Genomic DNA, 13021 nt, shown 5'->3' on the forward strand with positions numbered 1-13021 from the left:
TGTGTTTCACCTGCGATCTGAGCGATCTTGATTGCACTGCAACATGGCGACGGCGCTCCGAGGCCCACGGCCCGCGGCGTGACCCGGGAAGGCGCCGATGACGGTGCCGTCCGGCAAAGCGATGCCCACCCCAAGAGGTCGGGCAACTTCCGAGAGACAACGGTCGCCGCCGCTGCAGGAGGGCGCCCGAGAACAAGGTGGCTTCCATGATCAATCACAAGCGTCACAAACGTCTGCTCAAACTGCTGGACGAGCGTGAGCACGCCAGCGTCCAGCAATTGATGGAGTGGTTGTCGGCTTCGGCCGCGACGGTGCGCCGGGATATTTCCTGGCTGGCCGCGAAAAACCAGCTGACGCGCACGCGCGGCGGCGCGCAGCGGCTGGAGCAAAAGAAAAAGTCCTACACGCTGAGCAGCGAGACTTTTCAAAACAACGCCCAGCAACATACTGCTGCCAAACGTGCCATCGCCCGTTATGCGACGTCGATGTGCAATAACGGCGAAACCATCATCATCAACGGCGGCACGACCACGTTCATGATGGCGGAGTTTCTCGTCGAGAAACAGCTGAAGATTCTCACGAACTCCTTCCTGATGGCCGAGCGCCTGCTCGTCACCAGCGACAACGAGATCATCCTGCCCGGCGGCAAGGTCTACCGCGAGCAGAACGTCATCCTGAGCCCGTTCGAGAACGACGTGGCCCAGCACCACTACGCGGCCAAGATGTTCATGGGCGTCTACGGCCTGAGCATCCTGGGCCTGATGGAAGCCGACCCGCTGCTGATCCAGGCCGAGAAGCGCCTGATCGGCCAGGCCGAGGAACTCGTCGTGCTGGTGGACAGCTCCAAGTTCCAGCGCAAGGCCGGCCTGGTGCTGTGCGGGCTGAACCGCGTGTCCACCGTCATCACCGACACCGGCGCGTCCGACAGCGCGGTGCAACTGCTGGAGCACTACGGCGTGCGCGTCATCACCGTGGAACCGGAAGCCGTGGACCCTCGCGTGGTGGAGGCTTCGGCCATGAGTTCGCATGACTATGCGGCCGTGCTGGAGTCGGGCGCTTACCACCGTCACGCAGGGCTGAACTCTTGAGCGCTTTGCCCTCCGGAACCGTCGTCCTCGACATCGGCAAGACCAACGCCAAGCTGACCCTCATCGACGGCGACGGCAAGACGCTGGCCGAGGCGCGCACGCCCAACACCGTGCGCAGCATGGCGCCGTACCCGCACCACGACACCGAGCGGCTGTGGGCCTGGATGCTGGGCCAGCTGCGCGAGCTGTCGGCGCTGGCGCGCATCCGCGCCATCGTGCCGGTCACGCATGGCGCCACGGCAGCGCTGGTGGACGACACCGGCCTCGTGCTGCCCGTGCTGGACTACGAGCACGTCCCCGGCGACGCCACCGATGCGGCACGTTATGCATCGCTGCGCCCTGCGTTCAGCGACAGCGGGTCGCCGCAGCTGCCGGCAGGCCTCAACCTCGGCCGCCAGCTGGACTGGCTGGCCGCGCGCTTTCCCGCCGAGTTCGCGCGGGCGAAGCAGGTGCTGATGTACCCGCAGTACTGGGCCTGGCGCCTGTGCGGCGTGGCGGCCAGCGAGGTCACCTCGCTGGGCTGCCACACCGACCTGTGGCGTCCCGCCGAGGGCGGCTTCTCCAGCCTGGTCGAACGTGCGGGCTGGGAGCGCCTGTTCCCCGAGCGGCGTGACGCCTGGGCGCGGCTGGGCACGCTGCGGCCCGAGCTGGCGGCCGACACCGGGCTGCCCGCGGATTGCGAGGTCGTCTGCGGCATCCACGACAGCAACGCGTCGCTGCTGCGCCATCTGCTGACGCTGCAGCAGAGCGGGCCCTGCACGGTGTTGTCCACCGGCACCTGGGTCATCGCCGCGGCACTGGGCTCGGCGACCCGGCCGCTGGTCGAGGCGCAGGACATGCTGGCCAACTGCGACGTCTTCGGCGACGCCGTGCCCTGCATGCGCTTCATGGGCGGTCGCGAGTTCGGCGCCATCGCCGGCGAGCGTCCGGCGCCGTTCACGAACGAGGATATCGAGCGGCTGATCGCACGGCAGACGATGGCGCTGCCCTGCTTCGCCGAAACGGGTGGCCCGTTCGCCGGCCAGGCAGGCCGCATGGAAGGTGCCATGCCGCAGACCGACGCCGAGCGCGCCGCGCTGGCCACGCTGTACGTGGCGCTGATGACCGACCACTGCCTGGACGCGCTGGGCGCCAGCGGCCGCGTCGTCGTCGAAGGCGCGTTCACGGCCAACCCGTGGTTCGGCCCGCTGCTGGCGGGGCTGGCGGAGGGGCGCGACGTGACGGTGTCCGACGACAGCAGCGGCACGACCTGCGGCGCCTGGCTGCTGGACACCTGGGGCCGCGAGGCCCAGCCGGCCGACGCGCCGGTCAAGGCCTGGAACCCGGCCGGCTGGCGCGCCTACCGCGACGCCTGGCGGGCACGGGCCGCAGCGGCCTGACGCAGACGGTTCACCCAAGAGAAAACAGCCGGCGCATGCCGGCTGTTTTCGTTGGTGCGCGGGCTCAGGCGCGGCGGCGGCGCCGCAGGCCTGCCACGCCCAGGCCGGCCAGCGAGGCCAGCGCCAGCGAGCCCGGCTCGGGAATGGTGAATGCGCGCACGCTGTCGATGGCAGGCGCGCTGTAGCCGCTGTTGTCACTGGCGCTGTCGAACGCGTAGACGCGCACTTCGCTGAAGCCCGCCGCGTCGCTGAGCCCCAGCACGTCGCCGATGCCGGCCGCGCCCAGCGACACCTTGCCGCTGCCGGTCAGCACGCCGTCCAGCCAGGTCTGCCACAGCACGTTGATGGCGAGGTAGCCGGAGTCCACCGCGAACTCGATGCCGTTGAGCCGGGCGCCCAGGCTGCGGATGGACAGGTAGGCGTTGGTGCCCGCCGTGGCGAAGTAGTTGCCCGAGAAGGCTTCGCTGTAGGGCTGGCCGGGCGCTGCCACGCAGTCCACGCCGGCATAGCCGCAGCCCCCGTTGTCGTTGGCCAGGCCGGTGTGCGTGAATTCCAGGCCACCTTCGGCCCAGGGGCTGTCGAGGTTGGTGTTGGCCTCGAAGTCGGCCGCGTAGGTCAGGTGCGTGGCACCGGGCGTGGCGCTGCCGGCACCGGTGGTCTGCACGACGGCGGCTGCCGCCGGCAGCGCGATGAAGGGGCAGGACAGCAGGGGGAGGAGGAGCTTCTTCATGATGCTGTTGGTCGCGTTCACTGTGCCGAGACGAGGTCGATGGCGTCGAAGGACAGCGCCGGGCTCAGGAAGCCTGCGCCGGCCGTGCCGCTGACGGTGTTGATGGTCAGCACGTTGGTGCCGACGACCAGCTGTGCCGCCGGGATGTCGAACGTGTACGTGCGGTTGAAGCCGCGGTAGGTGCCCACCGTCAGGTTGCGCGACACCTTGGGTGGCGCGGCCGGGATGCCGGAGGCCCAGCTGTTGACGGTGACCTGCGGGCGCGCGCCGGCGAAGTCGGCCGACACGCCCAGCCGCAGCCGCAGGGGCGCCGTGTTCTGGCCGCGCCTGAGCGTGAAGCGCACCTGCAGGCCGTTGTTGACGTCCTTCCATTGGTAGGCCGGCCATTGCGTGGCCGGGTTGGACTGGCCGACGACGAAGGGCGCGACGTTCCACGACGCCATGCGCACGTCGCTGGGGTGCATGAAGGTCAGCTTGTCGCCGTTGATGAACTCCTGCGGCGTGCCGTCCCAATGGCCGATGCGCCACAGCGCCGGCGTGGTCTCGGGGTCGGCCGTGATGGCGACGGGGTTCAGCGCGTAGTTGGCGTTGGCGGTCACCGTCACCGAGCCGGTCTGCACGGCCAGTTCGCCCTTGTAGACCGTCATCGTGTAGGTGCCCGGCAGCATGCCGGTGGCCGTGAAGTGGCCGTCCACCGGGTCGGCGTCGGCCCAGTACTGCGCCTGCGCATTGGCGAAGCCCACGGTGTAGGGCAGGCCGGCGATGCGGCCCGTCAGCCCTGCGCCACTGACCGAGCCGCGGCCCACCGGCGGCACGTAGCCCAGCAGGTTCAGCTGGCCGTACCAGCTGGTGTCGGGCCTGGCCGTCGGCGCCGAGCCGTCGTTGAAGATCATCGTGTACGTGTTCAGCACGCCCATGCGGAAGGCTTCCGTCTGGGCCTCGCCGTAGTTGACGATGTAGGTCAGCTCGTTGTTCGTGCCGGTGATCTGCTGCAGCAGGCTGCGGTAGAAGGGCCCGCCGGAGCCGCCCTCGTTGTTGTCGCGCCAGAACCAGATGCCCACGCCGGGGCCGCTGCCGCCGACGAACTCCCAGTCCTTCAGCCGGCGGTTGGCGTAGTGCTTGGAGCGGGTCTGGCCGTAGCGGGCGTCGGTGCTCGGGAAGCCGAACACGTCGCTGGCCTCGATGGCGCCGCCGGTGCCGCGCAGGTCCTCGGCCCAGAAGCTCTCGCCGCCGTAGGTGAGCAGGCCGCCGGCCGCCTGGGCCGGCCCGCCGTTGGGCAGTTTCGCGACGGGGATGCGCGCGATGAAGCGCACCAGGCCGTGCACGTCGGGCTGCTCGGTGAAGTGCGTGCCCATGTGGATGTTGGACTCGCCGCGCCGGACCACGTAGTAGTGCGTCAGCATGCCGCCCTTGGTGCTGGTGCTGGTCAGCGTGACGCGGATGTAGTCGCTCGCGTTGACCACGCCGCCGTTGGCCGTGGACGCCGGCGTCACGGTGCCGTTGGCGCTGACCGCCTCGACCTTCAGGCCCACGGCGCTGACGCCGTTGTAGAGCCAGTCAGCCCCCGAGTTCAGCTGCGTGCCGCGCGACGGGTCGGCGTACTCCACGCCCTTGTAGACCATGCTGGAGAGGTCGCCGATCGCGGTGGTGCTGCTCGCGTCCCAGCCCCGCACCTTGAAGACGAGGCCGCCATCGGTGTCGATGACGTACTGCGGCCGCGCCGGGTTGTTGTTGTCGTGGACGGTGGTGATGCTGAACGCGGCCAGCGCCGCAGGGGCGAGGGTCGCGGCGAGCACGCCGGCGGCCAGCCTGCGCGCCCATTGCGGGCGCGTGCATGTCGTGGTCATGAGGTCTCCAGTTATGTGTCTTAGTTCACGGCATGCAGCGCTTGCTGCGCCCGTGGCGGCGGACTCTATGGAGACCTGACCCCCCTGTGGAGTCAAGCGCGTGAGCGTTTCATCGCGGTACGGCGCTCACGCTGCCTCGCTATATCAAGGCGTGATTGCGGTAGCGCTCCCCGCGTGGAATTCGCGATGGCTTGGCGCGTCAGCGCAGCAGTGCCTGGTAGGTCAGGTTGCGCACGCGCAGGGCCAGCGTGGAGTTGCCGGCCGGGCGCAGCTGCGTCATCAGCAGGATGACCAGACGCTCCTTCGGGTCCACCGTGTACTGCGGGAAGTAGGCGCTGCCCCAGCCGAACGCGCCTTCGCTGCCCAGCTCCTTGAAGCCGCCCGCCTTCACGTTGACCCAGAAGCCCAGGCCGAAGCCGTCGGCGTCGCCGCGCGACTTGTCGGCGAGATGGTCGGCCGTCATCAGCTCGACGGTCTTGGGCGAGAGGATGCGCTGGCCGTCCAGCTGCCCCTTGTTCAGCAGCATCTGCAGGAAGCGCGTGTAGTCGCCCGCCGTGCTCACCATGCCGGCGCCGCCGGACAGCAGCTTGCGCGGGCCGTTGACGAAGTCGCTCTTCGCCGACGTCTCGAACAGCTTGAGCTGGCCGCCCTCCAGGCCGTAGACATTGGCCAGCCGCGCCGCCTTCTCGGGCGGCACGGCAAAGCCGGTGTCGGGCATGCGCAGCGGGTCGGTGATGCGCTGCTTGATGAACTGGTCCAGCGGCTGGCCGGAGACGACCTCCACCAGCCGGCCCAGCACGTCGGTCGCGTAGCCGTAGATGAACTGCTCGCCCGGCTGGCTCTGCAGCGGCAGCGCGGCGAAGCGGTCGGTCCATTGAGCCAGGGTCTCGTCGTTGCCGACGAGGTACCAGTCCTTCATGCCGGCCGCGTCATAGGCCGCCTTGGCGGGGCCCGGGCCGTAGCTCATGCCGGCGGTGTGGGTCAGCAGGTCGTGGATGGTCAGCGGGCGGCGGGCCTTTTCGGTGCCGCCACCGGGCAGCGCGACCTGCTGGTTGGCGAACGCCGGCAGGTAGCGCGCCACCGGGTCCTTCAGCAGGAAGCGGCCTTCCTCGTACAGGATCATGGCCGCGACGGTCGTCAGCGCCTTGGTCATGGACGCGATGCGGAAGATCGTGTCCGTGCGCATGGGCTGGGCGTTCTCGACGTCCCGCAGGCCGTAGGCCTTGAAGACGACGGGCTGGCCGTCGCGCAGCACGGCCATCACGCCGCCGGCGAGCTGCTTCGCGGCGATCTGCTCGTCGATGGCGGCGTCCAGGCGCTTCAGCCGCGCGGGCGAGAAGCCTTGCGCCGTGAGGGCCTCCGCGCGCGGCGCAGCGACGGTGACGGGAGCATGGGTGAGCGTGGCGCAGGCCAGCGCCAAGGCAAGCAGGTGAGACTTCATCAGTCGCCGAGTGGTCGGAGTTGGGTGAAGCCGGGGCTGACCGCGACGCGGAACTGCTCCGGCGCAGGCGGCTGTGCCGCCGAGATGGCGCCCAGATCATCCCGCAGCTGCGCCGCCACCGGCACCCGGGCTTCCCGCAGGCCCAGCGCCACCAAACGGGCCAACTGCATGGCGCCGTAGTTGTTGTGGTGGGTGTTGTCGAGCTTGCCGTTGTTCATCGGGTGGGCCAGCTGCGAGCGCTCCGGCCCCAGCGCTTCGTAGAACTGGATGCTCATCGCGTTGAGGTCGATGAAGGCCAGCTTCATGTCCTGTGCCACCGAGCGTGCCGCGCTGGCGTACTCGGTCAGGCTGGGCTTGAGCTTGCCGGTAGCCGCGTCGAAGTTGCGCCGCTCCATCGACGACACGACGACCGGCACACCGCCGCGCGCCAGGATGCGTTCGGCGTGCGTGCGCAGCTCGGCCTTGTAGGTCTCGGCGTTGCCGCTGCCGTCCTTCTGCTGCTTCTGGTCGTTGTGGCCGAACTGCAGCAGCACCGTGTCGCCGGGCTGCAGCGTGGACAGGATCTTGTCGATGCGCCGGCGCGCCAGCGAGTCGCGGAAGGTCTCGCCCGACTCGGCGTGGTTGGACACGGCCACCGTCGGCTTGAACAGGCTGGTGAGCATCTGGCCCCAGCTGGCGTAGGGCTCGCCGGACTGGTCGGCCACCGTCGAGTCGCCCAGCAGGTAGACGGTGGGCACGGAGACGGGCTCGATGGCCAGGCGGCGCAGCGCGGGTTGGGCGCCGTTGAGTTCCAGCGTCAGCCGGCGGTCCCAGGCCCAGGCCTCGCTGGCGATCTCGCGCTCCTTCAGCTTCACGCGGCCCGCTTCCACGCCGGGCGCTGCGGCGATGTTGGCGGTGCGCACGTTGACGATGAAGGTGCGCGTCTCGCTGGCGCCGGCAGGCAGCTTGACGCTGTCCAGCTGCAGGCGGCGCAGCTCGGCCTTGATCGTCGTGTCGCTGGCGGCGGCGGCGCCCAGCGTGGCGGTGACGCGGTAGTTGCCTTCGGGCAGGTCCACCGAGAAGAAGTAGGGCAGGCCGGCCGCGTTGCGCGCCTCGCTGGCCTCGAAGCCATGGCCGCGCTCGCGGCTGTAGGCGGTGTCGGCCTGGACCGCCACGTCACCCGGGGCCGGCTTGCCGTCGAAGTTGAAGCGCAGCGTGTCGGCCGCCCAGGCGGGGGTGGCCAGCAGGCTGGCGGCGAGGAGCAGGAACTTCATGGTGGTCGTCGGCTCAGGAGCGTGCAGGGCTGTTCTGCGGCATGTGCAGCGTCGAGTCGGCCGCGTGGCCGCTGCCGCGGCCCCACAGCTGGTCGTAGCGCCAGCCGGTCAGGTCCTCGACGATCCGACGGTTCTCGTCGCTCTCGGCCTCGGTCGCGCCGTTGCGCAGGCGTTCCACCTCGTGCACCAGCACGGCATGCGTGCCGGCGTTGAGGCGGAAGCTCCACGACGCGAGCGCGCCCAGCACCAGCATCAGCAGCGGCCCGCCCACCATCAGCGCGGTGACGGTCTGGATGGCCTCGGGGCTCTGCACGACGACCTCGCCCGGCTTGGTGCGGATGTAGCCGCCCAGGTCGATGATCCAGCCGCTGGCCATGATGGCGCCGCTCTGCGCGAGCTTGCGCACCAGCGTCATGACGCCAGCAAAGATGCCCTCGCGGCGCTGGCCTGTGACGGCCTCGTCGACGTCCGGCAGGTAGTTGTAGACCGACCAGGGCACGAAGTTCAGCGTGCCGCGGCCCAGGCCCGCGAGGACGATGGGCACGAACAGCCAGAACACGAGACTGGCCGAGAAGCCCGGCTGCGTGGGGTTGAGCGCACCGAACAGGTTGGTGCCCAGCGCCTTGAAGCTGTCGGCGAAGCCCTCAGGGCGCGCCACGTAGAACACCAGGTACAGCATCAGCGCGGCGGCGAACAGCGAGGCCGCCAGCCGGTAGGCCAGCACGGGGCCGGTGCGGATGACGATCTGGATGGCCACCATGACGGACACCAGCTGGGCCACGTACATGACCGTCATCAGCTGCGAGATGGCCAGCGTGGCCCCCATCAGCACCGTGGCGACGAAGAAGGCGAAGGCGCTGTTGAAGATGTCCTGCGACAGGTAGCCGCCCAGGTAGATGGACAGGTGCTGGCGGAAGGCGCGGATCTTCAGCGTCGAGAACAGGTCGCGGAACATCTTCACCGGGATCAGCAGCGCCGCCTTCAGCGTGACGCCGCCGTAGGTCTGCGACATGACGGCCTGCTCGCGCGTGCCGTAGGGGCGCTCCCAGCTCGTCAGCACGACGATGGTGACGACCACCGAGAACGCGACGCCGAAGATGGCCGCCATCCAGAAGAAGGTGTCGGGCGAGTCCTTGCCGCCGAACTGGTTGATCAGCAGCGTGGGCAGGTAGGAGGCCAGGATGGCCGAGCCCTGCGCAATGATCATGCGCGCGCCGGCGAACTTGGCCTTGCGCTTGTAGTCCTTGGTCATCTCGGCCGCCAGCGTTTCCCAGGGGATGAGAAACATCGTGTACAGCAGCTCGAAGAAGATGAACGCGAGCAGGTAGTAGGTGAACGTGTGCCCGGTGCGGAAGATCAGCGCGAAGCTGGGCAGCAGCGGGATGGTGATGAGCAGGAAGACCTTGCGCCTGCCGATCTTGCGGCCCACCCAGGTGTGGCGCAGGTTGTCGGACACGTAGCCGATCAGTGGGCAGGTGATGGCTTCGAGCAGTCTCGGGAGACCGAGGATCAGGCCCGCTTCGACGGCGCTGAGGCCGCAGAAGGTGGTGAAGAAATAGAACAGCCAGCCGGTGATGACGGCCTGGGCGCCGGCGCCGAGCACGTCGCCCGAGCCCCAGCCCCAGTAGTTGATCCAGGACGGCTCCCTGGCGGCAGGGTGCAGGTTCTTCTGCTGCATCGCGGGCTCTTAGATGAAGCGGACGAGCAGCTCGCCCATCGCCAGCAGCGCCATCGCCTGGCCGAACGGCATGGAGGTCAGCGGGATGTCCTTGTATTCCTGCAGCGTGTTGAACACCGGCGTGCCGAAGCTCACCTGCGTCAGCTCGCCCGCGTCGTTGATGTGCTGGCGCACCGCCAGCGCGGCCTTCACGCCGAAGGCCTCGTAGTCCTTGGAGATGTAGCCCTTGCGAACGGCCTTCAGGATGCCGTAGGCAAAGCCTGCGGAGGCCGCGGCCTCGTCGTAGGACGTGGGGTCGTCCAGCAGCGTGGGCCACAGGCCCGACGGCGACTGGAACTGCGCCAACGCCTTGACCTGCGCCTCCAGCGTGGACACCAGGTGCTGCCGGAAGGCGTCGCCCTCCGGCAGGTTCAGCAGCTCCAGGAACTCGGGGATGACGATGGTGACCCACGAGTTGCCGCGCGCCCACAGCGCGTTGGCGAAGTTGTGGCGGCCGTCGAACGTCCAGCCGTGGAACCACAGGCCGGTCTTGCGATCCGAGAGGTACTTGATGTGGACGAGGAACTGGCGCTTGGCTTCCTCGACGTAGTGCGGTCGGTTCAGCAGCAGGCCGAACTTGGCCAGCGGCAGCACCGACATCATCAGCGTGTCGTCCCACAGCTGCTGGTGGTTGACGCTGTTGTAGACGATGTGCTGGAAGCCGCCTTCCTCGGTGCGCGGCAGCTCGTGGTAGACCCACTCGGCCCAGCGGTCGATGTAGGGCAGGAAGCGGCGGTCACCCGTGCGGTCGAACAAGTAGGCCAGCGTCAGGAAAGGCGCCACCGTGTTGATGTTGCGGCTGGGCATGCCTTCCTTGAAGCGCGCCTCGAACCAGCTCGTCATGATGTCCCAGGCCTTGGGGTCGCCCGTCAGCTCCCAGACCTTGTAGACGCCGTACAGGCCCACGCCATGCGTCCACTCGAAGCCGTTCCAGCCCTTGGTGTCCAGCACGCGGCCGTCGTCCAGGCGCAGCAGGAACTTGCCGTCGGTGTCCTCGATGTTGATCAGGTTGTGGATCAGGCGGTCGATGGCGCCGCGAATGTCGTCGCGGTCCGCGCCGAGGTGGGCCGTGTGGTGGGCCAGCAGCGGGTGGATCTTGGAGGAGTCGACGGGCTTGAGGATCTGGTTGGACATGGCTTTGTCTCGGGGACTGCTCAGAAAGACAGCTCGGCGGCGGCAAGGCCGTGAGCGGTGACGCGCAGGCGCGCGGGTGGTTGATTGGAGTCGGTGCGGCGCAGGATGGCCAGGCCGCGGCCCTCGTGGACGGCGTGCTCGGCGTCGCGCGGATCATCCACGTCGGCCAGGTTGCCGTTGCCGATGCCGAGGACCTCCAGGCCTTGCGCGTCGAAGCGCAGCTTGTTCGCCGCGCCGGGCACGCGGTGGCCCTGCGCATCGACGACGAAGAACGCCACTTGCTCGACACCATCCTTGCCCGAGGCCACGCGCTGCAGCTCGATGCGCGCGGCGGCACCGGCCGTGTGCAGCGCGAACTCGGCGAGCGGCTGGCCGTCCTTCAGTCCCACGGCCTTCAGCTCGCCGGGCTGGTAGGGCAGCGTCCAGCTCAGGATGCCTTCCACCGCATCGGCGGCCTTCTGCGTGCCGACGAGCTTGCCGTTCAGCCACAGCTGCACCTCGGGCGTGTTGGCGTAGGCCGACACGACGATGGACTCGCCCGCCGGCCAGTTCCAGTGCTCGGCGACCTTGGCGCGCTTCTGCTGGTCCAGCAGCGGCGTGCCCTGGCCCGATTGCGACGCGATCTGCGTGGCCGATGCGGTGGCGGCGGCGAGGTAGACGACGGGCTTGGCTGCCCACAGGCTGGCGCGGAACGCACCGCGCGGCTTCATGAAGCCGGCCAGGTCGAACAGGCCGAAGTCCGCGCCGCGCTGCGGCCATTGGTGGGCTTCGCCGAGGTAGTCGAAGCCGGTCCACAGGAACTGCGCCGAGATGTACGGTGTGTCGCGCACGATGGCCCAGGCGCGGTAGTCGTGGCGGTTCTCGCTGCCGTAGATGACGCGCTTGGTGAACTTCGCATGGTCGGCCGCGTAGCGGGCTTCCTGGTAGTTGTAGCCGGCCACGTCGAACAGGTTGCCGAAGCCGACCGCGTCGCTCATCTCGACGGACGCCATCGCGGCGGTGACGGGCCGCGTCGGGTCCATGCGGCGCACGGCCTCCACCAGCGGCTGGCCCCAGCGCACCAGGTCGCTGGCCGGCGGCGCGGTGGGGCGGTACTTGGCACCCAGCACCGGGTGCGAGAACGGGTCGTTGGGGTAGTCCACCTCGTTGCCCACGCTCCACATAACGATGCTCGGGTGGTTGCGGTCGCGCCGCACCATGTCCTCCACATCGCGCACGCCCCACTGCACGAACTCCTCGCCGTAGCCCTGGCGGCCCGGCACGCCGACGTTCCAGCCGGCGATCCACTTGTTCTTCGTCGGCGTGAACTCGTCGAAGGCCTCGGCCTGCACGAGGAAGCCCATGCGGTCGGCCAGGTCCAGCAGCTCGGGCGCCGGCGGGTTGTGGCTGGTGCGGATGGCGTTGACGCCGATGTCCTTCAACTGCTGCAGCCGGCGCTCCAGCACCGAGACAGGCACGGCCGCGCCGAGGCTGCCCGCGTCGTGGTGCAGGCACACGCCCTTGAGCTTGAGCGACTGGCCGTTCAGCGTGAAGCCGGTGTCGGCGTCGAAGCGGAACGTGCGGATGCCGAACGGCGTGTCGGTCTGGTCGACCAGCTTGCCGTCGACCAGCACGGTCTGGCGCAGCGTGTAGAGCTGCGGCGTGTCCAGCGACCAGCGCTGCGGCTGGTTCACGGCGAGCGCCTGCGTCAGCGTGCGGCGCTCGCCGGCGGCGAGCCGGGCCTGCGTGTCACGCGTGGCGACGACGCGGCCGTCCGGCGCCAGCAGCTCGGCGCGCAGCGTGAAGGCGCGCGGGCTCGTCGCCGCGTTGATCAGCTCGGCCTGCGCCTTCACGTCGGCCTTGGTCGCGCTGACGGTGGGCGTCGTCACATAGCTGCCCCAGGGCGCGATGTGCAGCGCGTCGGTGAAGCTCAGCCGCGCGTCGCGGTAGATGCCGGAGCCGGTGAAGTAGCGCGAGTCCATCTGCCGCGAATGGTCCACGCGCACGGCCAGCACGTTGGGGCTGCCATCGGTCTTCAGGTGGCGTGTCAGCTCGAACTCGAAGCTGCTGTAGCCGTAGGGTCGGCCGCCGACGTAGTGGCCGTTGATCCACACCTGTGCGTGGTCGTAGACGCCGTCGAACGTGATGCGGGCGACGCGGCCCTTCTGCTCGGGCCCCACGGCGAAGCTGCGGCGGTACCAGGCGACGCCGCCGGCCGCATAGCCGTTGCCGCTGCCGTAGTCGGCGCGGAAGGGCTCGTGCTGGCTCCAGTCGTGCGGCACGCGCACGGCCTGCCAGCCGCTGTCGTCGAAGGCCGGCTGCATGGCCGCGCCGGCATCGCTTTTCTGGAAGCGCCAGCCGCTGTCCAGCGTCTGCACCTGGCGTTGGGCCAGCACGGTGCCCGCCACGAGGGCCAGCGCGATGCCGGCGGCGAGCAGGGTCAATCGGGTCAC

At 69.1% G+C, this 13021-nt stretch carries 9 protein-coding genes; 2 read left to right on the forward strand and 7 right to left on the reverse strand.

All coding sequences use genetic code 11. The features are described from left to right. The first annotated feature begins 206 nt into the window (after positions 1-206). A complete protein-coding gene (locus AC1Q7O_RS01310; protein WP_492659288.1) occupies positions 207-1088 on the forward strand; it encodes a DeoR/GlpR family DNA-binding transcription regulator in 882 nt (293 codons plus the stop codon). After that, positions 1085-2467 (forward strand): FGGY-family carbohydrate kinase, encoded by a 1383-nt coding sequence (locus tag AC1Q7O_RS01315; protein WP_492662650.1) that lies wholly within the window; start codon positions 1085-1087, stop codon positions 2465-2467. Before AC1Q7O_RS01310 ends, AC1Q7O_RS01315 begins: the two co-directional genes overlap by 4 nt. A 64-nt stretch (positions 2468-2531) precedes the next feature. On the opposite strand, the gene AC1Q7O_RS01320 is transcribed toward AC1Q7O_RS01315, so the two are convergent. The 7 genes from AC1Q7O_RS01320 to AC1Q7O_RS01350 form a co-directional block, all read right to left on the reverse strand. Continuing rightward, entirely contained in the window at positions 2532-3197 is a 666-nt protein-coding gene (locus AC1Q7O_RS01320; protein ID WP_492659286.1) for a PEP-CTERM sorting domain-containing protein, read from the reverse strand. Between the two features lie 17 nt (positions 3198-3214). Further along, the gene (locus AC1Q7O_RS01325) at positions 3215-5044 is read right to left on the reverse strand and encodes a rhamnogalacturonan lyase B N-terminal domain-containing protein (RefSeq protein WP_492659285.1); all 1830 of its coding nucleotides are present in this window, start codon (positions 5042-5044) and stop codon (positions 3215-3217) included. Positions 5045-5243: 199 nt separating this feature from the next. Beyond that, positions 5244-6485 (reverse strand): serine hydrolase domain-containing protein, encoded by a 1242-nt coding sequence (locus tag AC1Q7O_RS01330; RefSeq protein ID WP_492659284.1) that lies wholly within the window; start codon positions 6483-6485, stop codon positions 5244-5246. Further along, positions 6485-7738, reverse strand: a complete 1254-nt coding sequence (locus tag AC1Q7O_RS01335) for a rhamnogalacturonan acetylesterase (RefSeq protein WP_492659283.1) — start codon at positions 7736-7738, stop codon at positions 6485-6487. Before AC1Q7O_RS01335 ends, AC1Q7O_RS01330 begins: the two co-directional genes overlap by 1 nt. Positions 7739-7751: 13 nt before the next feature. After that, complete coding sequence (locus AC1Q7O_RS01340) at positions 7752-9416, reverse strand: MFS transporter (RefSeq protein ID WP_492659282.1); 1665 nt, start codon at positions 9414-9416, stop codon at positions 7752-7754. A gap of 9 nt (positions 9417-9425) precedes the next feature. After that, positions 9426-10589: a beta-galactosidase BglB gene (gene bglB / locus AC1Q7O_RS01345; RefSeq protein ID WP_492659281.1), complete on the reverse strand. Its 1164-nt coding sequence runs from the start codon at positions 10587-10589 to the stop codon at positions 9426-9428. Between the two features lie 20 nt (positions 10590-10609). Then, positions 10610-13021 carry a glycoside hydrolase family 2 TIM barrel-domain containing protein gene (locus AC1Q7O_RS01350; protein WP_492659280.1) on the reverse strand — a complete coding sequence of 804 codons (2412 nt, stop codon included), beginning with the start codon at positions 13019-13021 and terminating at the stop codon, positions 10610-10612.

Source organism: Roseateles sp. GW823-FHT07B05, assembly GCF_058794515.1.